Here is a 21,265-nt window from a genome sequence, read left to right as displayed (position 1 = left end):
GAACCGGCCGAGCCGCGGGGACGGTCGGTCACGCTGAGTAGTCGCGCTGCGGAGCCCGACGGCTCCCGTCGCAGCGCACGACCAGCACGTCCGGCCGACAGGCGGTTCACGCTGCGTGATCCACGGGCCACGCGGTGTCGACAGCTTGGGGTCAGGAGTCGAGCACGCCCACCCGGTCGCCGCCGGTGCTCTTCGCCCGGTACATCGAGACGTCGGCCCGGTGCATCAGGTCCTCGACGTCGTCGCCGGTCTCGACCTCGGCCAGGCCCACGCTGGCGGTGACGCCGAAGCGCGCCCCGGTGACCGCGACGGCGGAGCGCAACCGGTCGGCCAGCAGCGCGGCCGAGTACCCGGCGGTCACGTCGGCCAGCACGGCGAACTCGTCGCCGCCGAGCCGCGCCACGGTATCGGTCTCGCGGACGGCACCGCCCAGGGCCGCCCCGACCGCGGTGAGCAGCGCGTCCCCGGCCGCGTGGCCGTCGGCGTCGTTGACGGCCTTGAAGCCGTCGAGATCGACGAGGCAGACCACCGACTGGTGACCCCACGCTGCGGCCTCCACCGCGCGGGAGACCCGCTCGAGGAACAGCCGCCGGTTCGGGATGCCGGTGAGCGGATCGGTGGAGGCCAGCACCTCCTGCGTGCGGATCAGGAGCATCTGCCGGTCGTAGGCGGCCCAGGAGTTGGCCGACGCCATCGCGCAGACGATCGTGAACACCCCCATGACGGCCAGGAAGAACATGCCGTTGGTGGTGAGCCCCGGCAGTTCGATGCAGAACAGGTACGCCGCCGTCATGACGCTGCCCATGGCGACCACCCCGGCCGGCGAGTACGCGACCGCCGTGTAGGTCAGGGTGAGGAAGAGCAGCGCGTCCAGGGGGCTGGCGGCGCCGCCGTCCAGGCGCGTGGCGACGACGACCACGACGATGGTCGCGAGCGTCCAGCCGTAGAAGAGGGTGGGGCCGCGCCAGTCGCGCATCATGGCGCGCAGCGGGAGCAGCAGCGTCGCGGGGACGGCCACGGCGATGCCGGCGGCCAGGCCGACGAGGCCGAGGCGGGCGGCGACGGGACCGTCGGTCAGCAGCGCGTATGCGGCGACGGCGAGCGCCGACAGCTCGGTGACCAGCACGCCGATCCGCACGTGCCGGATCCAGAAGGCGACGCGGGCGTCGTCGCCGGCCAGCGGCCGGTACAGCCCGGACCGCACGCGGGTCAGCGCCGCGGTCGCGGCCGACCGCGGCCGCGCTCCGGAGGCCGGAGAGCTCCCGGCTCGGCGGTCATGCGCCGATGCGTCACTCACAGGGTGGCGATCGGTCCCGCCCGGCCGCTGCTTGACGCCGTGCTCACCCCTGCGGGTTACCGGTGCCACGCGAGGTGATGCCTGCCCCGCCGGGCCTCCGGGTAGGGCCACCCGCGTGGGTGCACACCAGGGGATGGCCGAGGCGGGACGGGACGCCGTCGCCGGGATGGTGCTGGAGGCGTGGGACGCGTTCCTGGCGCAGGCGGAGTCCGTGGACCTCGACCGCTCCTCGCGGCTGCCGGGATGGCGGGCGCACGAGATCTGCGTGCACCTGGGCTGCTGGGACGACCACGCGGCCCTGCACGACCTCATCGCCTCGGCGCGCACCGGCGCGACCGGGACGCCGCCGGACCCGGATGCGGTGAACGCCCGCGTCGTCGCCGCCCACCGCGACACCTCCCGCGAGGAGGTGCTGGCCGGGCTGCGCCGCAACCGCGAGGCGACCGCCCGCTACCTGGCCGACGAGCCCGTGGAGCTCGACACCGCGCCGGCGGTCTCCGTCGTCGGCCGGGTGCCGCTGCTCAGCGTCGTCCTGGGCCAGGCGTACGAGCTCGCCGTCCACGGCCTGGACCTGGTCTCCTGCGGGGCGGAACCCCCACCCGCCGCCGTGCTGCAGTCCGGAGTGGCCGCGCTGACCGACGTCACGGGTGCGCTGGCGGCCTCGAGCGGCATCTCCGGGCGGGTCAGCCTGGTCACCCCCGACGGCGGCTGGGGGTTCACCTCCGACGCGAGCGGCTGGCAGGTGCGCCGGGTCCCCGCCGGGGTCGTCGAGGGGCCGGCCGTCGAGGCCGCCGCCGACCTGCTGCTCGACGCCGCGTCGGGGCGGGTCAACCCCGTCCCCGCGGCAGCGCGCCGCAAGCTGAAGGTCCACGACGTGCCGGGCCTGCTGCAGCTGGCGCCGATCGTGCAGCAGGTACCGGGCATCCCGGGCGGGCCGATCCTGCAGCTGGCCGCCCGCACCGTCGGTGGGGCCGGCGGCGTGCTCGGCCGGCTGTTCGGCCGGGGCTAGGCATGGGCTAGACACCCCCGCGGGCCAGCCGCGCCGTCCGGCCCCGGTACCACCACGCCATGCCGACGGCGAGCACGGCGAGGCCCGCCACCAGGCCCGGGACGACGACGGAGGCGTCCAGGTGGGCGAACAGCACGCCGGCCGAGGCGCCCAGACCCACCTGCACCAGCGTGCTGGGGACCAGCCCCACGGCCGTGGCTGCGGCGAAGGGCGCCGGCCGCACGCCCGCGAGGCCGGCCCCGTAGTTGACGGCGACGAAGGGCACGACCGGCACCAGCCGGCTCACGAGCACCGCGACGAAGGTGCGGCCGCCGGCCAGCCGGTCCAGGCGCGACCCGACCAGCCGGGCGACGGCCGGCCGCCCCAGCGCGCGGGCGAGCCCGAAGGCGACGACGGCAGCGAGCATCCCGCCGGCGAAGGCCACGGCGAGCCCCGCGGCGAAGCCGAGCACCGCGCCGACGAGGGCCGAGACCACCGACCGCGGCACCGGCGCCAGCAGCACGAGCGCCACCGCGCCCACCAGCAGGGGCCAGGCGACGGCCCCGGCCCCGTCCACGACCGCCCGCAGGTGGTCCCCCGACGGCAGGTCCAGCGTCAGCGCCGCGACCCCGCCACCGAGCAGCAGGGCGCCGAGCACCGTTGCCCGCAGCCAGACCCTGTCCACCGCCGTCCGCACGCCCCGATACTGCCCGAGGCGACGCGCCGCACCGGTCAGCTGCAGCTGCCGCCCAGGGAGATGCCGCGCTGGGCCAGCCACGAGACCGGGTTGGCCCGGTCGGCGTAGAGGCCGCCCCGGTGCGTCTCGAAGTGGAGGTGCGGCCCGGTGGACTGGCCGCGGTTGCCGACCTCGGCGATCTGCTGCCCGCCGCTGACCACCTGGCCCGGCGACACGAAGAACTGGTTCACGTGGCCGTAGACGGTGATGATCCCGTCGGGGTGCTGGATCGCGACGGCGAGCCCGAAGCCGCTGGCCGGACCGGCCTGCAGCACGACGCCCGGCTCGGGGGTGTAGATCGGGGTGCCGATCGGCGCGGCGATGTCCACACCGAGGTGCATCGTGCCCCAGCGCGCGCCGTAGCAGGAGGTGACCCGGCCCTGGGTCAACGCAGCGCCGCTGCCACCCGGGGCGGCGGCCACCGTCATGAGCGCCTGCTCGGCCGCCTGCGCCTCGTCGTACGCGCGGGCGGCGTCCTCGGCGCCCTTCACCTCGAGCAGCCGGATCTCGGCGTCGCGCAGCTGCTGGTCGAGGCTCGCCTTCTCCGCCGTCAGGGCGTCGAACTCGGCCTGCGCCTCGACGAGGAGGCTGTCGGCCTCCGTCTGGGCCTCCTCGGCCTTGCGCGCGGCGGCGTCGCGCTCGGCGACGGCCGCCTTGGCCTCGCGGTCGAGCCGCGCCTCGCGCGCCTCGACGACCCGCAGCTCCTCGAGCACCCGGGCGCGGTCCTCCCCGAGCAGGTCCAGCGTCGCCGCCTGCTGCAGCAGCTCCCCCGGGCCTTCGGCGTGCAGCACCATCTCGATCTCGGTGAACGCCTCGTCGCTGCCCATGTAGGCCTCCCGGCCCAGGGTGGCGACGTCGTCCTGGGTGCGTCCGACGGCCTCCCGGACGGCGGCGAGCTCGGCGGCGATCGCGTCGGCGTGCTGCCGGGCACGGTCGAGCTCGGCCTGCGCGGCCAGCACGGCGCCGCTGGCCTCCTCGGCCCGCAGCGTCATCTGCTGCAGCAGCTCCTCGGCCTCGCGGACCCGCTGCTCGATGCTCTGGACCTCGGCGGCGACGCGGTCGTGCTCGCTCTGCGCTGCGCTCGGTGCCGCCGACGAGACCGGCGTGCCGAGCAGGGACAGCGACAGCAGTGCGGTGAGGGCGATGGTCGCCCGGCCGGCGGCGCGGCGTGGGCGCCGCAGGAGGCCCTTCAGGTGGTGCGTGGTCGCCAAGGCGACTGTCTCCGTTCCTCGGTCCGCCTACCAGGTCAGCTGACGGGTTCGGGCCGGAACGTGCCCTACCTGCCTGCCCGTGGAGGCGCAGGCGGGATTCACCCCAGAAACTTGGGTCCCCGGTCCCCGCGGCGGTCAGACCGCAGAGTTCGGCGGGGCCCGCCCGAGCCCCCGGGTTCGGGAGCGGGATCGGGTGGGCCGCGAGAGACGGTACAAGCGAAACCTGGATATGTCACAGGGTGGTAACGAACCTTCTTGGTCCGCCACTCGAACACCGAGCCGCGAGGCGGGTTCCGCGGAGGCTTCTGGCAGGCTGGTAGGTCCGGGGCGGTAGCTCAGCCGGTCAGAGCATGGGACTCATAATCCCTGGGTCGTGGGTTCGAGCCCCACCCGCCCCACCTGCAACCGCACTCACTACCTTGCTGGCTTCATCGAGGTAGAGAGTGTATCGAGAGCTTGATGCCGCCGCACTGACGGCCCAAGTTGGGACATTCCGGGAACCGAGGGACGTCGATCGCCTTGTCCGAAGCACTTGAAGCAGCACTCGTGGAACGCGTCGACCTTGACCAGTTCAAGGCGGCGAAGCGGACTCTTTTCGCGTTGCAGTTGAGCCGAGACTTGGAAGACATCGCCTCGGTCGCCGCCACAGCGCTCACCGATGGCCCCGACGATAAGTCGTGCGACCTCGTCTATGTCGACCGGGATGCGGGCAGCATGGTCATCGCTCAGGGCTATGAAGCGACCGTGGCAAAGCCGCATGCGCCGGAGAGTAAGGCGAGCAGCCTTCACCAGGCCGTCAATTGGCTCCTTGGTGCCGAGACCGCAGAAGATGTACCAGCGAGGCTCAGGAGCGCCTGGAAGGAAGTCCACGAGGCCTTCACCGACGGGGCCATCAAAGAAGTTGAGATTTGGTTCGTCCACAACCTCCCCGAGTCATCCACGATTGCGGCGGAACTTGATGCTGTCGCAAAGGCTGCATACCGACTCACTAAGAGCCGATACGACACTGACGACGTCAACATCGTCGCTAGGGAGGTCGGTGAACAAACCCTGACGGACCGATACGAAGGTTCCCGCACCCCGATTCTCGTCACCGACAGCTTTGAGATTCCCGTCTCTGGATCGTTCGGAGAAGAAGGAGAAGATTGGACTGCCGTTTGCACCAGCATCCCAGCATCTTGGCTTCATCACCAGTACTCGGTGTACAAGGAGCGCCTGTTCTCAGCCAACATTAGGGGATATCTAGGCTCTCAGCGTTCGCAGACGAACATCAACAACGGTATCCAGCAAACCGCGAAGGAAGAGCCCAAGCAGTTCTGGGCCTACAACAACGGCATCACGGCACTTGTGCACTCCGTGGACCCAAGCGAGGATGGGACAACACTCACCGTACGGGGGCTAGCAATTGTCAATGGCGCCCAGACCACCGGGGCAATCGGCTCAGTTCCCGCCAGTGCGGTGGCGAACGGTCGCCTACTTGCCCGATTCATCAAGTGTGACGATCCGACCACCGTCCAGGAGATTATTCGCTACAACAACAGGCAGAATCCCACCCAGGCATCCGACTTCCGTAGCAACGACCGCGTCCAAGCCCGCCTTGTTAGCGAATTCACAAGCCTCGGGGTAGTGGGCTACAACGGCGGACGCAGAGGCGGCGCAGAGGATGTGATCCGTCGCCCTGGGGAGAATCAGCTTTCCGCAACTGTGGCGGCGCAGGCGCTAGCCGCCTTCCACGGTCGTCCCGATGTCGCGTACCACGCAAAGGGGCAGATCTGGGAAACAGATTCCATCTACAGCGAGGTCTTCCCCGAACGAACGACTGCTAAGCACATCCTATTCGCCTACAGCCTCCTGCGGGCCGTGGAGCAACAAAAGTTGGCCTTGGGCGCCAAGCCCATCGGCTCTCAAACACAGAGCGATAAGGACCTTGCCGCTTGGTTCGGGCTTCGTGGGTCGACCTTTCTGGCGGTAGCAGCGGTGGGAGCAGTCTGCGAGACAGTTCTTGGAGTCGCCATCCCAGACCGCTACTCCGTGAGCTTCAAGAAGCGCTTGTCCGTCGCGGAAGCAATCGCCGAATGGCAGCCGGTGCTACAGGCGGTCCTCGCTCTAGCCCCCACCCAGCTGAGCGCGCCTTTGATAGTCCCAGGAGCGTTGCGCAACAGGGTTGCAGTCGACAGCGCCATCAACAATTTCCGGGCCGTCCTAGTGGCGACAGCGACTATCAATCAGCCGATATACTCCTCGTTCTCGAAGCAAGTCACGCACAGCTAAAGGTTTAGCGACTGTCGCCCCCGGTCTCGGAGCACGGGTGACAGTCGTGCGTGTTTCGCATCTGAGACGACTACTGGCAGACAGCCAATGCCTCGGTCGAGCTCAGCAGACCATGGTGGCGAGCTGCCAGGCCTCGCACCAGGCACTCCGGGCCTCCGCCCCCGCCACCGCCGCCGCGCCGGCCCCGGTCTAACCGGTGGAGCCGCAGAGAGCGTAGCGGAACTTGACTCATAGTCCCTCGGCTTGAAGTCCGGTCACTGGAACCGTCGATCAGAACATGTCGTGGACCAGAGCACCGGAAGCGCAACAGTGGCAAGTCGAATTCGGCACCCGCCTGCGGGAACTGAGGAAGGTTCGCGGATGGTCACAGATGGAGTTGGCGAACGCCGCTGATCTTGACCCGACATACGTCTCATCCGTCGAACAGGGTCGTCGAAACATCGCCTTAGTCAATATACGGGTATTGGCCCAGGCCCTCGCGGTCGACCCAGCGGACTTCTTTCACAGCTCAACCGCACGACGGGAACAAGCCTCTCGGGGGCCTGCGGAATGAGCCCGGACAGCAGGGACCCAGCACCTGATCGATTCGCCAATGCGGGCGACATCGATCTGACGGGCCTCACTGAGACGCAGTTGAACATCCTCGCGTCGATGGCTGAGGCCATGCGCGTACCTGTCGATGTCTCGGATACTGACGGCAGTGATCTGGCTAGCGTTACGTTCATCGAGGCAATGTCTAACTTGCTCACTCTTCATCATGCCCAGCACGAAGAACCCCTGAACAAGAAATCGTTTGAGTATCTCTTCAAGACCTGCCTGATCGCCTCGGGCCGGCCAGCCCAGATGAACCCTTCTCCGGGTGACGAATCGTGGGACATTCGGGAAGCTGACATGCGTTGGTCCCTAAAGACCGAGGCCGCCAAAGGCATTAGTCCGAACATGATTCGGATTGAGAAGCTGATGGAGGCCCGTTGGGTCAGGGAGTCCAACACCCCCGCCCAATGCGCCCGGGAGGTGCGCCTACGTCTTCCTCAGCACATGCGGGACTACGACCGCATTCTCGTACTTCGAGCGTTTGCCAGACCTGGCGCCTACCTCTATGAACTAGTGGAAGTGCCCAAGGACCTTCTTGTTCGCGCCTTTACGACGGCCCGCCCAGCGGATTTCGAGAAGCAGGGATCCTCGATCAGCTTTGGGGCGAACTTCTCAGGCTCAGACGGCAAAAGGATCTTTCGGATGCTTCTTGATTCCAGTGTCGAGAAGATCCGCCTTTGGTACCAAAGGGATTCTGCGCGCGTCCACGGTCGATGGCTCGTGCAGGTGGATCGGGCTCAGGAGGCTCAGCAGAACGCGATCGAGGCCTGATGAGGCTTGCGGACAATATCCGCACTCGTCAGGTTCGTGCCGGCGAGGATTGTGCTGGCGAGGTCTGGCTTCTCACCAGTGAGGATCCAAGAGGCCACCCAGGCAAGCTGGTGAGAGATGAGCGGCGGGACGGCATCCCCGATCTGCCGGTACAGGTTCTTTCGACTGGTTCCGACGAACTTGTAGTCGATCGGGAACCCTTGCAAGAGGCCGAGTTCTCGCACGCTGCACTGCCTGTCCTGTTCAGGGTGCGCGTATCGCCCGTTGCCCACATGTGAACATTCCCGCTTGATTGTCGGGGCAGGCTTGTCCCACGACAATCGCCCGTAGATGTCGCAGTAGCTATTCAGTCGCCCCTTTTCGACAGCTCGCCACATCGACGGGATCAAGTGACGATGTTTCCCTTCATCCGCCAACAGGTCCGGCCAGCTTCCGCCGTTATGTGGAATAGCCTGTATCCGCTCTAGGGACGCACCTTCGAGATGCGTGCTCGTGTGGGAGGGGTCGCTTGGATGCGTCTCCCCCGACAGGATGGCGGGTAGGTCGCTAATTGCTCGCCGAACTGTCGTAGCCGCCGGTGACACTCCGAAGCCCTCCCAGAGGTCTTCCAATGTACGCATCTGGAGGTCCTTCTTTACGGCAATAACGACCGCGCGCTCCCGCTGCTGAGCCAAGCCGAACTCGCGAAGACGGTGAACACTGGCGTGAACTTGGTATCCGAGCCCGGTAAGGTTCTTTCGCAGGGCCAGGAAGTGACTGTTGAAGCGACCGTTCAAGAGTTGCGGAACGTTCTCCATCAACATGACGGACGGCGAAAGCAAGTCGGCATAGTCAGCCGCATGAGCAATCAGGCTGTTGCGAGGATCGTCCTCCGTACTGTTCTTTGCAATCGCCCGCGAGAAGCCCGTGCAGGGTGGGCACGCAAGCAGGACCGACAGTGGGTCGGTGGCATCGAGCTTCCAGGCTTCAACGACGTCTGTCGGGCTCGTTAGGCCGAGGTCCACCGCCTGGGGTGTGACCTTCATGTTGGCCTCATACGTTGCGTTGCATCCGATAGCCCCGGCGCCCGTGCTCGGCTTCCCGATCTCCGCGTCAGCGGCGGCCACCATCGCGAATGCAGGGTGCGCCGCGAAGCCGTAGCTCATGCCCCCGCCGCCTGAGAACAGGTCAGCGACGGCGCCCAGGTAGTTGGTCGACAAGGTGCCTCCGGTTCGTCTCGCCAGCGAGGCTAGCCACCGCCGCCGACAGGAACCGGGGTTGCGTGTCGTGTCGGAGGGTGCCTCCCTGCCTGGCCGTGCCAGCCGCACCTAGCGTCCCAGAGGCATCCTCCGTGGGCCCTGGTTATCCACAGCTCGTGATGGCCCTCACTAGCCTGATCACCCCGACGGGAGCCGGCCCCCATGACGCCACGGGGGTGCCGGAGGCAGGCGTACTAGCTGGAACGCGCCAGAGCCTCCCGATCGAGAGCGGCGGACCGGAGAACAGCCGCAACCGTGGCGGGCAGCCATGCGCGGCCACCACGAGCAGTCGGTATGCCGTCGGCGTTCAGCCGGTTGGCGATACCCGTGAGCGTGCCGCCCGCATTGCGCTCGGCAACGATCCGCTCCCTGATCGCTGGGGCAAGCGCACGGGGGCGTCCAAGCCGGGCGCCAGCAACCTTCTTGGCTTGCAGCGCCGCCGAAGTACGCTGACCGATCAGCCGCCGTTCGAACTCGGCAAAGCTGGCCATTACATTTGCCATAAGGGCACCGCTCGGGGTTGATGTATCGATCGCCAAGTCCAGGGCCACCAGTTCCCAACCCTGCCGCCTGGCCGTGTCCATCAAATTTGCGAAGTCAAGGAGCGACCGGCTCAGCCGATCCAACTTGCTGACGACCAAAACCCCAGCTTCCCCAGTCGCGAGCTGTTCAAGGGCCCATGCGATGCCGGGACGCGAGAGATTCTTAGCACTTACGCCTTCATCGCTGACGAACTCGACGTCCAGCCATCCGCGCTGGATGGCGGCTGCCTCAATGACTGCGCGCTGATCAGCAAGACCCAAGCCAGAAGCCCGCTGCTCGTCCGTCGATACGCGAACGTAGGCCAGAACCCGACTGCTAGTGCGCTTACCCATGAGAAGACCCTAAACAAAACGGTCGTTTTGTACAACCAGCGAGGTCTATGGGCGCACTATTGAGTGAAGCGGGGTCCGCTTGCTCCCTGTATCCGACTCCGAAACGCGAAAGTTCAACTTGGGGAGCTGGCAATTTGTTATCAAACTGCAATAAGGACCAGCGTCATCCGTCCTTGTCCGCAGACGTGTACCGGACTACCTAGAACGGCGCCGCTCATACTTCTCCGCCACACCCTTCACTTGGGCCAAATTATGCTCGGACCGAAACCTGCCCTCGGTACGCTTTACTGTCCCGTCCAGCGACAACTGAGAGGCCTAGAGAGCACTTACCACTCGACGCTATCGGCTTCCGTTGCCGACGATTCGGGCAGTGGCCACCGAGATACCGGGCCATCTTCCGTCTTCGCCTTCCGTATTGCATCCAGGGAAGCAATCGCATACCTCCTTAGAGGATCCTCCTTCCAACCCCTGTAGTTCTCGTGGCTCATGCGGATTGCCCGCATTCTCATCTGAATCTCTAGTTCCGTGTACGGGCTCTGATCCGCAGCGCCTCTTACCCCAGCGGCCGGCCCCCCTGCGGGTGTCCGAAGAGCATTAGTCGGCAAACTCTCTAACAGGTTAGAAGAACCAGAGGAAGACTTGATTAGGTTAGGGGAAGCTGACGGGCCAGGAGCGATAGCGACGGGCACGGAGGCTTCTGAGTCTATCGATTCAGGAACATCCAGAGAAAGAGAAAGACCATCCGAAGACAATGACTCCTGGCTCAGTCCCGACCCGCCAGGGGCGGGAGCGTCTTCTTTGCGTTCTCCTTCTACGTTCCCCTTCTTGTTCTTCTTCTTGTTTACCTTTGGGGTAGGTTCCGCCGCACCCTCTTCTTGTCGAGCGCCCCTGGGGGAGTCCGATCTGCCGCTAGAGGGGGTCTGTTCTACCGACTCGCCTGCCCGGGAAACCGTTACGGACTCACGATCCGCCAACGTCAGCCAGCCAGATTCGTCGTCCTGATCGACTTCTTCTCGCACGGGGACATAGGTCGCTAAGACGTCGGCATTGACTCGGTAATGAGTAGGCTGCTCCCTGACTGGCTTACTAAGCAACAGGTCTCGGGACAGCAATGAATCTCTGGTCTTCCTCCACAGCTCGATCCCCATGCCCATTTCGGCCTTGGAGTTCTCCTTTGAGCGACGGTACACACCCCGCGACTCGATTATGAACAGGAAGAGCTTTTCGTTGCGGTTCAGGCCAACTGCATCCCTAATGTCCCAAAGCACATGAACCCTCATGCCTGTCACGTTCTTGCTGTCGTTCATCTACTCACTTGCCTCGTCGCCGCATGCCGCTTAGTGGATCGCCGGTCTGACGCTAAGGGGTTACGCGGACGGAGTGCAAGCAGCCTTTGCATTGTTGAGCAGGAATGCAGGTTTCCCTGATTCTTGCATTCCCTGATGAGGGTCCTGACCTGGAAGGATGCGGGAAGAATGCAATGACAATGCAGGATGTGATGTCGGCCACACCGCCCATGGCTCCATGTATGCCACTCAGAAGGCGCCCAGGTCCTCCACGGCCCTTTCAAGATCACCTGCTGCTGCCCTGGCGTAGTGCGTGAAAGTGACCCTCACGTTGGCGTGACGCATGAGCTTCTGTACGACGTGGGGAGGGAGACCCTGGGCAATCAGATGGTTGCAATACCAAGTTCGCAGTTGGTGCGGGTTGAGATGGATGCCCAGCCTGTTCCCGGCGTTGAGCAGGGCCTTGCGCACAGCTTTGGGTGATACCGGCGCTGAGAGCTCCTGTGCCCGCTCGGCTAGCCACAGGGGTAGCGGCACCCTCCCCTGCCTTGATTTCGTCGGCACAAGGCGTCTGGTGGTTTCGTCCACCTGCTGACCGACATCGAGCCAACGACCCTTGATGTCGGCACGCGTGGTCGCCGCCAGCTCCCCTAAGCGCAATCCTCCATACATAGCAAGAAGAAGTCTCGTCTCGTGCGGACACGTCATCAGTGCCAAGCGAAGAGTGTCTTCGTCCGGCAGGTCATAGTCCCGGGGGATGGCCGCCGGCACCCGTAGGGCCTTGACGGCAGGATGAGGGACACAGGCTTTCAAGGCGATGATGCACTTACGGCGGGTGTTCTGGTTCTTGATCCCGAGAAGAGCGTCGTTGAGGTCGGCGACGGCGAGCGTCTCTGTCTCTAGATCGAAGAACGGGCGAAGAGAGATCAAGTACTGCCGCCGGGTTGACGGCCTTATGTCCTTGATGACGAGCGACTCCATGACAACATCGCGCAGAGAACCCACGACTCACAATCCCTTCTAGAAATGTGAGCGAGGTCACAGTATGGGTCGGGCATCCGAGCCCCACCCGCCCCACCGAACGACGCTCGCGGTCCCGCCTCGTGCTCGACGGCGCCTCCGTTTCCGCTGTTGGTCGCTGAGCTGGCGTTTCCGCCGGGCAGGGGTGGAGGGTGCGGGATGAACACGGTCCGCTTCACGACGTGCACAGGGTCGGTTGCCGCAGTCTCGCTGCTCGTCGCTGCCTGTGCTTCCGATGATGCAAGGCGCGACGGCGGCCTGGCCTCCCCCGAGGCCGTCATCGCCTGCTCCGACCACGTCTTCTGGGGCACCGTCCGGGGGACGACGGAGCGAGCCGGTGGCCTGCACGTCACCTTCACGGTGGATGACTGGGTCAGGCCGGCATCGGGCGACCTCCAGGTCACGCTCGTCGCCGATGATCCGACCGAGAATGTCGGCGCCCCCGACTGGACCACATCCGAGCGACTGCTGGTGATCGACGGCCGTGAGTCCCCGCTGGAGTGGATCCAGGGCGAGGCGGCGGAGGAGTTCGTAGCCGCCTGGGAAGCTGCGGATTCCTCGCTGTCCTGCCCAGAGCACTACTAGAAGTCAGATAGCCACACCTCCCGGAGATGCACAGTCCCTGACAGCCGCCGGCTCTCACGCCTGTTTCGGAGTCCGTGATCGGCAGCAGGAACGTCGTGCACATCGAGCCTGCGCCATCTCGATCACTGCTGCGCCGTCCGTCGCCGAGACGCGTGCGCGGCAGCGCCGATGTGGGCTGAGGTCAGGGTTCTGGAGCCCAGGGTCGTGATGTTCGGCGCCCTCACGGGCCGTGGCCGGCGCAGTCGGTGCCGTGTGCGGCTCGGCTGACGGAGACGACTCCTCCGCTCCAGCGCATCGGCAGCTCGCGCTGGCCGGGGCTCGGAGAGTTGTCGCCGGTACCCACTGGGTTCCTCGGGAAGCGCCTTTCCGGGCAACGGTGCGACGCTCCTGATGTGATGGCCCCGCTCACGGTCGCGGAGACGCTGTGCGGCCCACCGACCGACGCCGACGGGGCCCACGCGACGTTGCCGCGGGAGTCCGGCCTCTACGCCTGGTGGGCTCCGCCGGGAAGCCTGTCGGACGGGAGCGGTCCCGCGCATCCGTCCGTCGACGGGCTGGAACTGCTGTACGTCGGGTTGGCGCAGAACCTGCGCACCAGGGTGGGCCGCAACCATCTCCGAGGCCCGACCGGGTCCTCCACGCTGCGCCGCGCCCTCGTTGCGCCGCTCATGTCGTCCGAGGGCTACCGCACCCGCTGGACGACGGACCGCGTCGTCCCCGTCGACGCGGACGAGGAACGGCTGTCCGATTGGATGCGCGCTCACCGCCGCACGAGCCGCCTACCGCGCGTCGGCCGGGCCCCGACCGCAGCGCACCGGCTGATCCTCGCCGAGGCACGACCCCGTGCCAGGATCGCGAGGGTGACGAGATACCGCGCGTCGGTGACCTACACCGTGGAGGTCGTCGATCAGGCGGCCGTGTCGGCTGCCGGCGCAGCTGCCTGGCGGGCGGCGGACGGGGGCTGGGCGGTCAAGGTGGAGGAGGACGGCCGGGTCGTCGAGGCGACCGCCGAGGAAGCGGCTGCTGCACGCCCGGACGCCGAGGCCAGCATCGCTCTCGCACTGGGGCAGCAGGGCTACCCGTCCGTCCCAGGGGTGCAGTTCCACACGATGTCCGTCGATGTCGTCACGGCGGCCCCGGAGAAGGAGTAGGCGGCCGGCGCAGATGTCCGGTCCACCGATCCGTGGCGCCTCAGGTGGCTGGGCCTGGCGCGAGCCCGCTCAGCCGGTGAGCAGGAGCCAGAGCGGCACCGTTCCCAGCGCGGCGGTGGTCGCGACCGAGATGTGCGCCGACACGAAGCCGCCGTTGCCGCCCATCCGCGCCGTGAGCACGTAGGACGCGGTGGCCGGGGGCACCACCGCGAAGGCCAGCACGACCGCCCGCTGGTCGCCCTCGACCCCGAGCAGGGCCAGCAGGGCCAGGGCGGCGGCGGGCACCACGAGCAGCTTGACCGCCGCCAGGTACCCGGAGAGCAGCCACCCGCTGGGGTCGAGCTCTCGCAGACGGAGCGCCGCGCCCACCGTCAGCAGCCCCAGCGGGACCGCCGCGGCCGCGATCCGGCCGAGCGTGGCGTCGACGGGCTCCGGCAGCGCGAGCCCCGCCACGTTGCCGAGCAGGCCGACGACGGTCGCGACGATCAACGGGTTCCGGACCACGGCGCCGAGCGCGCTCACGACGGCGCCGCGACCGCTCGACGTGGCCGTGCCCCGGGCGAGCGCCAGCACCGCGAGGACGTTGACCGCCGGCACCGTGACGCCCAGCAGCACGCCCATGAGCGCGAGCGCGGCCGGTCCGCGGTCGTCGACGAGGGCCAGGGCGAGGTAGGTGTTGAAGCGGAACGCCGTCTGCCAGCCCGAGGCGGCGGTCACCCGGTCGACGCCCGGGAACCAGCGCACCAGCCCACCCACCAGCGCGCCCGCGGCGAGCGCCCCGAGCGCCGCCAGCAGGGCGCTGCCGGTCCCGCCCGCGGCCAGGTCGGCGGCCAGCGTCGTGCGCAGCAGCAGGGCCGGGAACAGCACGAAGTACACGAGGCGCTCGAGGTCGACCCAGAAGCCCGGCGACCGCCAGGCCCAGCGGCGCAGCAGCACGCCCAGGACGATGAGCGAGAACTCCGGCAGCACGACCGCCGCCGCCTCCACGCGGGCAGAGTAGCCAGCGGGCGGAACGGCCTCAGCCCGGGCGCGAGCCGTACCGCTCCTCCAGCGGCATGGTGTCCGCGGGGTCGAGCAGGTCGACCACCTCCGACAGCCCCCGCACCGGATCCTGGGGGTCGACGACGTTCACGCCGATCGAGTTCAACGGCTGCAACGCGCTCTGCCACACCAGGCGCACCGCCTCCTCGTGGATGGCGCGCGGGTCGGCGCCCGGCTCCGCCGTGACGTCCACCGTGCTGCTCGCCGGGTCCGTCGCCGTGTCCTTGTAGCGGAATTCGACGGCGGCGACGTCGTCCCGGGCGAGCAGCCCGGCCTCGACGGCGGCACCGATGCCGGCAGCGTCCGGGGACGGGGCCGGCGGCGTCCCACCGCCCCCACCGGAGCAGCCGGCCACGGCGAGCAGCACCGCCGCGGGCACGAGCAGGCGCACGTACCGCTCACCCCCTGCTGATCGAGTAGACGCGGGCCACGACGGTCACGTCGTCGCCGGGCCCGGCGAGGAAGGGTGCCGCGCTCGCCCGGTAGGCCGCAAGCGAGGGGTCCTCGCTGCGGTCGACGGCCCGGGCGCCGTGCAGGTAGCTGTTCCGGAGCCCGTGGTCGGTGCCGAGGCCCCCGGTCCGCCGCTCGAAGGTCACCGTGGTCACGTTCGCGTCGTCGTCGTTGTCCCGGCCGTCCAGGTGCGGGACGACGTCGTGGACGTTCTCCAGCGCCAGCACCCGCACCCGCGCGGGCACCTCCACCCGGCCGATCGGCGCACCCGCGGTGAGCACGCAGCGCACGTCGTAGGGGAAGTCCGCCGTCCCCGCGTCGTGCGCCGCCTGCGCGGCCACCATCCCGCCCTGACTGTGCCCCACGAGCAGCACCGGGTCGGCGGGCCCGGCGCCGGCCCGCCGCAGCGCCTCGGCGATCGCCCGCTGCCGCGTCGTGACGTCGCCGCCGAGCACCCGCAGGTTGGTGCCGAGGTCGTTGGTCGCCGGGTTGACCCCGCCACCGGGCAGGTCCCAGTCCTGTGTCCCGGGGATGTCGACGACGTAGGCGGTGGTGCCGTCGGCGCGGGTGAGCACCCGGACGCCGATGTGGTCCCGGTCGGCGTCCGATTCCTCCGACCGCAGGTCGACCGCCGCCAGCAGGTCCGCGACGCCCCGGGGCGGCCGGACCGCGGCGGCGCGGACGTCGTCCGGCCGCGCGGCCACGACAGGTGCGCCGTCCGGCCAGAGCCGGCCCAGCCGCGCGGCCGCGGACCGGACGTCGCCGCCGCCGAACCACGGGGAGAGCCGCCCGCCGGTGCTCAGGCCCAGCCGCGACGCCGCACCGGGGGCGGCGTTGACCAGATGGTCGACCACGCCCGGGTGCTCGGCCAGCCACCCCTCGGGGTCGTCAGCCAGGTCGCGCGCCCCGTCGACGGCGCCGACCGGGTCGGTCAGGACCCGCCCGGCCCCGAGGACCAGCAGGCCGCCCACGGTCGCCTCCGGGAAGAAGCCGGCCGCCCAGTGCAGGTCGTCGGCCAGGCCGGCGAGCGCGGCGTCCGCGGCCGCGTACGCCTCGGCCGCTGCCCGCAGGGTCGCCGCGCGCGCGGTGAACGCCACGGCGAGCGCCGTGAGGCCACCGGCGCCGTCGAGCGCTGCCAGCAGCGCCGCCTCGAAGCGGGCGACGCCGACGGGGTCGAGCACCGCCGACGCGAGCAGGTCCGGGTCGGCCAGCATGCCGTGGCAGAGCGCGCTCGTGGTGGCCAGCGCCTCGGCCAGGTCGAGGCTGCTGCCGGCCAGGGCGGAGAGGTCGGCGAGGTCGGCCTCCACACCGCCCGCCCCGCCGCGGACCTCGATGGCGGCGCCGGTCACCACAGGCCCGCGCTGCTCAGCCGGGCCGAGACCGTGCGCCATGCCTCCGCACCCGCCTCGGGCAGCTCCCCCACCACGTCGGCGACCTCCTCGAGCAGGTCGCCGCCCCGGGCCGCCTGCTGCTCCAGCCACGAGCGGACCGCCTGCTCGGCGCGGGCGATCGCCGCCAGCCGCGCGCGCACCTCGTCGGCGTGCCGGCGCAGCAGGCCGGCGGCGTGCGCCATGGCATCGGCCGCGGCGTCGACGGCCGCGCAGTCCCGGGCTTGCTGGCGGCGGTAGGCCGTGGCGGCGTCGGAGACCCAGCGGGTGCGCGCTCCCGCGCGCCGGTGTTCCTCCCCCGCCGCCCGCACCGCCCCGGCACGCCGGACCAGCTCGGCGGCCAGCCCGTCCAAGGCGTCGGGATCCCCGTACGCACCCACCGCGGCCTCCTCCCGGTTGCCTGACCAGAACGGAGCCTAGGAACGCCGATGCCCTCCCCGCGGGGCCCGGCCGGGGTCTGTGGGAAGCGGCCAGGGCTGTTGATGGATGCTGGCCCGATGACCGGCGCACCCGTCTCCCGAGCCCTCGTGCAGACCGTCCTCGCCATTCCGCTGCACCGGTTCCTCGGCGTCGAGCTGCGCGACGAGGCGGACCCGGCGGCGGGCATCCGGTTCCCCGTGGGCCCGGCCGCGCAGAACCCGGCCGGGATGCTGCACGGCGGCGTCGTCTACGCCCTGCTGGACGTCGCCTCGTTCCTCGCGCTGCTCCCCCACCTCGGCGACGGCGAGCACGCCGTCACCCACGACGTCTCGGCCTCGCTGCTGCGGCCGGTGGGCGCCGGGTCCGCGGTGGAGGTCACCGCCTCCGTGCTGCGCCGTGGCCGGGCGGTCGCGTTCATGCGGGCGGAGGCCACCGTCGACGGCGTCCTGGTCGCCACCGGCCAGGTCACCAAGACCGTCGTCGCCCCCCGCTGAGCCGCATCACCAGAGGGAGATCGACCGGCGGAAGATGCCGGCGAGGTCGTCCTCGGTGACCGCCCGGGGGCAGGTGGCCAGCAGCCGCTGCTGCTTCATCGCGCCGTCGACCAGGTCGGGGATGTCGCCCTCGCCGAACCCGACCGCGCCCACCCCGTTGGGGATGTCGATGTCGCGCATCAGGTCGGCCAGCACCGTGGGCAGGAACTCCGCGGCGTCGGCCGGGCGGTCGGCGCCGGGCGCGAGCAGCTCGGCGGCGCGGACGTGCCGCTCCGGCGACGCCTCGAACGTGAAGCGGAACGCCTCGGGCGCGGTCAGCGCCACCGACATCCCGTGCGGCACCATCGCCTCGTCGCCCGGGTAGTCCTCGGGGTGGAAGTCCTTCACCTGCCCGGCGATGGGGTAGGCGTTGGCGTGCGGGATGTGCACGCCGGCGTTGCCGAAGCCCATGCCGGCGAAGGTGGCCGCGATCGCCATGTCGAAGCGGGCCTGCGCGTCGTCCCCGTCCCGGACGGCCTTCCGGAACGACCCGGCCAGCAGGCTCATGGCCTTCTCCGACCACATGTCCGAGATGGGGTTGGAGCCGCAGTAGGGCACCCGCTGGTCGGGGCTCTTGCGGTCGTAGGTGGTGTACCAGCGGGCGGTGTAGCTCTCCAGCGCGTGGCAGAGGATGTCCATGCCCGAGGCCGCCGTCACCCCGGGCGGCTGGCTCAGCGTGAGGTCGGGGTCGATGACGGCCAGGGTGGGCCGCAGCCACGCGTGGCTGATGCCGCTCTTCACCCGTTGGGCGATCACGTCCATCACGCAGATCGTGGTGCTCTCGGAGCCGGTGCCGGTCGTCGTCGGGACGGCGACCAGCGGCTTCAGCGGCTGCGACGGCGCCTGCCCCTTGCCGACCGGCACGTTGACGTAGTCCATGAGCTCGCCAGGGTTGGTGGTGAGCAGGTTGATCGCCTTCGCGGTGTCGATGCTCGACCCGCCGCCGACGGCGACGAAGGCGTCCCACGGGCCCGAGGACCGCGCCTCGTCGATCGCGTCGACCAGGCTCACGTCGGTCGGCTCGACGTGGACGCCGTCGAACACCCGGGCCTCGATGCCGAACTGCGCCATCTGGTCGGCCACCCGCTGCGGGTGCCCGGTGGCGGCCACCCCGGGGTCGGTCACCACCAGCACCCGGCGCACGCCGTACCGGCTGAGGTCGAAGCCGATCTCGTCGGAGGCGCCGTTGCCGAACTTCAACTGCGGCGCCCCGTAGGTGAAGACGGACTCCGGGTTGCCGGGCACGGTGCTGGTCACGGGGTCTCCCTGCGGCTCGGACGGCGCACCGGGTGGTGCGCGATCGCACCGAATGTTGCACGCCGGTTGTGGCGCCACCACACCCGGCGGATAGTCCGGAGCGCCGCCCCGACCGTCCGACGGACGGGGGACCGCCCAGCCCCGGAGGTGTCCGTGACCGACCCCCTCGTGACCGCGCCGCGCTGCGGTGCGCTGCTCGGGGACGCAGCCACCCACGGGGCGGGCGGTGTGACCGCTGACGAGATCCGCCGCGCCCGAGCTCGCCGAGGCCGCCGGCACCCCCGTCGTCATCGAGCAGCGCCATGAGCGGCTACGACGACCGGCCGTGGCTGGCGCTCTACGGCGACCAGCCGGCCGACTACGCGATCGAGTTCGACACCGCCCTGGAGATGTTCCGGGCGGGCGTCGAGCGCGACCCCGACGGCGTGGCGCTGCGGTACTTCGACGGGACGATCACCCGCCGGGAGCTCGACGAGCTCAGCGACGCCCTCGCCGCCGGGCTGCTCGCCCGCGGCTTCGGGCCGGGCGACCGGCTGGCGGTCTACCTGCAGAACGTGCCGCAGTTCGTCATCGCCATGGTCGCCGCCTGGAAGGCCGGCGGGATCATGGTGTCGATCAACCCGATGAGCCGGGCCCGCGAGCTCTCCTACCTGCTCGAGGACTCCGGCGCCACCGTGCTGCTGTCGCTGGAGACGCTCTACGACCAGGTGGGGCGCGAGGTGGTGCCCGGTACCGGCGTGCGCCTGGTGCTCACCACCAGCGAGCTGGAGTTCCAGACCCGCGACGACGAGCGGCTCTTCGCCGGCACCACCCGGCAGCGGCACGAGGGGACGACGGACTTCGCCGAGTTCGTCGCCGTCCACCGCGGCCGAGTGCCGCCGCCGGTCGGCCTGCGCTCCGACGACGTGGCGTTCCTGACCTACACCTCGGGCACCACGGGCGTGCCCAAGGGGGCGATGAACACCCACCGGAACGTGGTGTTCACCGCCCAGGTCTACCGCGACTGGGTGCACGCGGGCCGGGACGGCGCGATCTTCGGCGTCGCCCCGCTGTTCCACATCACCGGGCTGATCGGGCACATCGCCGTCAGCCTGCTCGTGCCCGCCCCGCTGGTGCTGACCTACCGGTTCGAGCCCCAGGTCGTGCTCGACGCCTTCGCCGAGCACCGCCCCGCCTTCACCATCGGCGCGATCACCGCCTTCACGGCGCTGCTAGACGCCCCGGGGTTCAGCAAGGCCCACGTCGCCTCGTTCACCTCCATCTACTCCGGCGGGGCGGCGATCTCCCCCACCGCGGAGCAGAACTTCCTGGCGGCCACCGGCAAGCCGGTGCACAGCGCCTACGGCCTGACCGAGACGACGTCGCCGATGACGGTGGCCCCGTTCGGGGCGCCGTCACCGGTGGACCCCGTCTCGGGCGCGCTCTCGGTCGGCGTCCCCGCCCCGAACACGGTGGTGCGCATCCAGGACGACGAGGGGCGCGACCTGCCGCTGGGCGAGGTCGGCGAGATCGTCGCCGAGGGCCCGCAGGTGGTGGCCGGCTACTGGGGCAAGCCCGAGGAGACCGCGGCCGGGCTGCCCGGCGGTGCGCTCAAGAGCGGGGACGTCGGCTTCATGAACGCCGAGGGCTGGGTGTTCATCGTCGACCGCAAGAAGGACATGATCAACGCCTCGGGCTACAAGGTGTGGCCCCGCGAGGTCGAGGACGTGCTCGCCGAGCACCCGGCGGTGCGCGAGTCGGCGGTGGTCGGCGTCCCCGACGAGAAGCGCGGCGAGACGGTGAAGGCGTTCGTCAGCCTCCGGCCCGGGGCGAGCACCACGCCGGAGGAGCTGATCGCGCACTGCAAGGTACGGATGGCGGCCTACAAGTACCCGCGCAGCGTGGAGCTGGTCGAAGAGCTGCCCAGGACGGTGACCGGGAAGATCCTCCGCCGTGAGCTGCGGGGGCGGTAGCGCGGTCGGAAGGCCGGGCCGAGGGGTCGGAAGGCCGGGCCGAGGGGCCCGGCCGACGTCCAGGAGCGGGTGGACGGACGAGTTCCGGCTCCGGAACCTCAGCGCGATGCCGTCCCGGCGGATATCGTTCAGCCCCTCCTCCCCGGGCGTTGCCCCGGCTCGCCGACCCTGGCGGTGATGACGATGACCAGCTCGCCCCCG

Annotated in this window: 20 protein-coding genes, 1 tRNA gene and 1 riboswitch; of the genes, 9 read left to right on the top strand and 12 right to left on the bottom strand. The window is 69.4% G+C overall.

Translation table 11 applies throughout. The annotated features are described in order from the left end of the window. Positions 1-151 precede the first annotated feature (151 nt). On the bottom strand, positions 152-1,204 hold the full coding sequence (locus tag BMW62_RS19555; protein ID WP_091934600.1) for a GGDEF domain-containing protein: 1,053 nt from the start codon (positions 1,202-1,204) through the stop codon (positions 152-154). A 208-nt stretch (positions 1,205-1,412) separates the two neighbouring features. On the opposite strand from BMW62_RS19555, the gene BMW62_RS19550 reads away from it, so the two are divergent. Next, complete coding sequence (locus BMW62_RS19550) at positions 1,413-2,306, top strand: maleylpyruvate isomerase N-terminal domain-containing protein (protein ID WP_091934597.1); 894 nt, start codon at positions 1,413-1,415, stop codon at positions 2,304-2,306. A gap of 7 nt (positions 2,307-2,313) precedes the next feature. Here the strand turns inward: BMW62_RS19550 and BMW62_RS19545 are convergent, their stop codons facing one another. Both BMW62_RS19545 and BMW62_RS19540 read right to left on the bottom strand, forming a co-directional pair. After that, on the bottom strand, positions 2,314-2,982 hold the full coding sequence (locus BMW62_RS19545; RefSeq protein WP_170852473.1) for a TVP38/TMEM64 family protein: 669 nt from the start codon (positions 2,980-2,982) through the stop codon (positions 2,314-2,316). 35 nt (positions 2,983-3,017) lie between these two features. Next, entirely contained in the window at positions 3,018-4,232 is a 1,215-nt protein-coding gene (locus BMW62_RS19540; RefSeq protein WP_244524167.1) for a peptidoglycan DD-metalloendopeptidase family protein, read from the bottom strand. Between the two features lie 24 nt (positions 4,233-4,256). Continuing rightward, positions 4,257-4,387, bottom strand: a riboswitch (cyclic di-AMP (ydaO/yuaA leader). Positions 4,388-4,556: 169 nt separating this feature from the next. Between BMW62_RS19540 and BMW62_RS19535 the strand changes: the two genes are divergently transcribed. From BMW62_RS19535 to BMW62_RS19520, 4 genes are all read left to right on the top strand, one after another. Beyond that, positions 4,557-4,630, top strand: a tRNA-Ile gene (locus tag BMW62_RS19535). A gap of 148 nt (positions 4,631-4,778) precedes the next feature. Further along, positions 4,779-6,503 (top strand): AIPR family protein, encoded by a 1,725-nt coding sequence (locus BMW62_RS19530; RefSeq protein WP_091934592.1) that lies wholly within the window; start codon positions 4,779-4,781, stop codon positions 6,501-6,503. Positions 6,504-6,780: 277 nt separating this feature from the next. After that, a complete protein-coding gene (locus tag BMW62_RS23625) occupies positions 6,781-7,056 on the top strand; it encodes a helix-turn-helix domain-containing protein (RefSeq protein ID WP_091934589.1) in 276 nt (91 codons plus the stop codon). Then, positions 7,053-7,868 carry a hypothetical protein gene (locus tag BMW62_RS19520; RefSeq protein ID WP_091934586.1) on the top strand — a complete coding sequence of 272 codons (816 nt, stop codon included), beginning with the start codon at positions 7,053-7,055 and terminating at the stop codon, positions 7,866-7,868. Before BMW62_RS23625 ends, BMW62_RS19520 begins: the two co-directional genes overlap by 4 nt. Here the strand turns inward: BMW62_RS19520 and BMW62_RS19515 are convergent. The 4 genes from BMW62_RS19515 to BMW62_RS19505 all read right to left on the bottom strand — a co-directional run bounded on the left by BMW62_RS19515 (position 7,844) and on the right by BMW62_RS19505 (position 12,272). Then, entirely contained in the window at positions 7,844-9,067 is a 1,224-nt protein-coding gene (locus BMW62_RS19515) for a DNA cytosine methyltransferase (protein WP_211435202.1), read from the bottom strand. The two genes, BMW62_RS19520 and BMW62_RS19515, sit on opposite strands and share 25 nt — an antisense overlap. A 233-nt stretch (positions 9,068-9,300) precedes the next feature. After that, entirely contained in the window at positions 9,301-9,981 is a 681-nt protein-coding gene (locus BMW62_RS19510; RefSeq protein ID WP_091934584.1) for a recombinase family protein, read from the bottom strand. A 326-nt stretch (positions 9,982-10,307) separates the two neighbouring features. After that, positions 10,308-11,288, bottom strand: coding sequence for a hypothetical protein (locus BMW62_RS22270; protein ID WP_139206319.1), 981 nt, complete (start codon positions 11,286-11,288; stop codon positions 10,308-10,310). Positions 11,289-11,516: 228 nt separating this feature from the next. Further along, on the bottom strand, positions 11,517-12,272 hold the full coding sequence (locus BMW62_RS19505) for a tyrosine-type recombinase/integrase (RefSeq protein WP_091934582.1): 756 nt from the start codon (positions 12,270-12,272) through the stop codon (positions 11,517-11,519). 174 nt (positions 12,273-12,446) lie between these two features. Here BMW62_RS19505 and BMW62_RS19500 point away from each other — a divergent pair, with 174 nt between their 5' ends. After that, positions 12,447-12,872, top strand: coding sequence for a hypothetical protein (locus BMW62_RS19500; RefSeq protein WP_091934580.1), 426 nt, complete (start codon positions 12,447-12,449; stop codon positions 12,870-12,872). A gap of 860 nt (positions 12,873-13,732) precedes the next feature. Then, positions 13,733-14,023, top strand: a complete 291-nt coding sequence (locus BMW62_RS22265; protein ID WP_139206318.1) for a hypothetical protein — start codon at positions 13,733-13,735, stop codon at positions 14,021-14,023. 69 nt (positions 14,024-14,092) lie between these two features. On the opposite strand, the gene BMW62_RS19490 is transcribed toward BMW62_RS22265, so the two are convergent. From BMW62_RS19490 to BMW62_RS19475, 4 genes are read right to left on the bottom strand one after another with little or no spacing between them, the layout of a single operon-like run. Then, positions 14,093-15,010, bottom strand: coding sequence for an AEC family transporter (locus tag BMW62_RS19490; RefSeq protein ID WP_091934576.1), 918 nt, complete (start codon positions 15,008-15,010; stop codon positions 14,093-14,095). Between the two features lie 31 nt (positions 15,011-15,041). Beyond that, positions 15,042-15,455: a hypothetical protein gene (locus tag BMW62_RS19485; protein WP_091934574.1), complete on the bottom strand. Its 414-nt coding sequence runs from the start codon at positions 15,453-15,455 to the stop codon at positions 15,042-15,044. 7 nt (positions 15,456-15,462) lie between these two features. Continuing rightward, positions 15,463-16,863, bottom strand: a complete 1,401-nt coding sequence (locus BMW62_RS19480) for a lipase family protein (protein ID WP_139206317.1) — start codon at positions 16,861-16,863, stop codon at positions 15,463-15,465. Further along, complete coding sequence (locus BMW62_RS19475) at positions 16,860-17,282, bottom strand: hypothetical protein (protein WP_091934571.1); 423 nt, start codon at positions 17,280-17,282, stop codon at positions 16,860-16,862. Before BMW62_RS19475 ends, BMW62_RS19480 begins: the two co-directional genes overlap by 4 nt. A gap of 117 nt (positions 17,283-17,399) precedes the next feature. On the opposite strand from BMW62_RS19475, the gene BMW62_RS19470 reads away from it, so the two are divergent. Then, on the top strand, positions 17,400-17,816 hold the full coding sequence (locus tag BMW62_RS19470) for a PaaI family thioesterase (protein WP_091934569.1): 417 nt from the start codon (positions 17,400-17,402) through the stop codon (positions 17,814-17,816). Positions 17,817-17,822: 6 nt separating this feature from the next. Here BMW62_RS19470 and BMW62_RS19465 read toward each other — a convergent pair whose 3' ends face one another. Continuing rightward, on the bottom strand, positions 17,823-19,112 hold the full coding sequence (locus tag BMW62_RS19465) for a hydroxyacid-oxoacid transhydrogenase (RefSeq protein ID WP_091934567.1): 1,290 nt from the start codon (positions 19,110-19,112) through the stop codon (positions 17,823-17,825). 302 nt (positions 19,113-19,414) lie between these two features. Here BMW62_RS19465 and BMW62_RS19460 point away from each other — a divergent pair, with 302 nt between their 5' ends. Beyond that, complete coding sequence (locus BMW62_RS19460; RefSeq protein ID WP_091934564.1) at positions 19,415-21,064, top strand: AMP-binding protein; 1,650 nt, start codon at positions 19,415-19,417, stop codon at positions 21,062-21,064. Positions 21,065-21,265: the final 201 nt, after the last annotated feature.

This window comes from Blastococcus sp. DSM 46786, from assembly GCF_900109665.1.
Lineage (GTDB): Bacteria > Actinomycetota > Actinomycetes > Mycobacteriales > Geodermatophilaceae > Blastococcus > Blastococcus carthaginiensis.
The sequence above is the reverse complement of the archived record's forward strand: the minus strand, read 5'-3'. Positions and strand labels throughout refer to the sequence as shown.

Coding starts and splice junctions, on each gene's coding strand:
- BMW62_RS23625 (WP_091934589.1), top strand. CDS start 6,781: ATGTCGTGGACCAGAGCACCGGAAGCGCAACAGTGGCAAGTCGAATTC.
- BMW62_RS19520 (WP_091934586.1), top strand. CDS start 7,053: ATGAGCCCGGACAGCAGGGACCCAGCACCTGATCGATTCGCCAATGCG.
- BMW62_RS19510 (WP_091934584.1), bottom strand. CDS start 9,981: ATGGGTAAGCGCACTAGCAGTCGGGTTCTGGCCTACGTTCGCGTATCG.
- BMW62_RS22270 (WP_139206319.1), bottom strand. CDS start 11,288: ATGAACGACAGCAAGAACGTGACAGGCATGAGGGTTCATGTGCTTTGG.
- BMW62_RS19500 (WP_091934580.1), top strand. CDS start 12,447: ATGAACACGGTCCGCTTCACGACGTGCACAGGGTCGGTTGCCGCAGTC.
- BMW62_RS19470 (WP_091934569.1), top strand. CDS start 17,400: ATGACCGGCGCACCCGTCTCCCGAGCCCTCGTGCAGACCGTCCTCGCC.
- BMW62_RS19460 (WP_091934564.1), top strand. CDS start 19,415: ATGAGCGGCTACGACGACCGGCCGTGGCTGGCGCTCTACGGCGACCAG.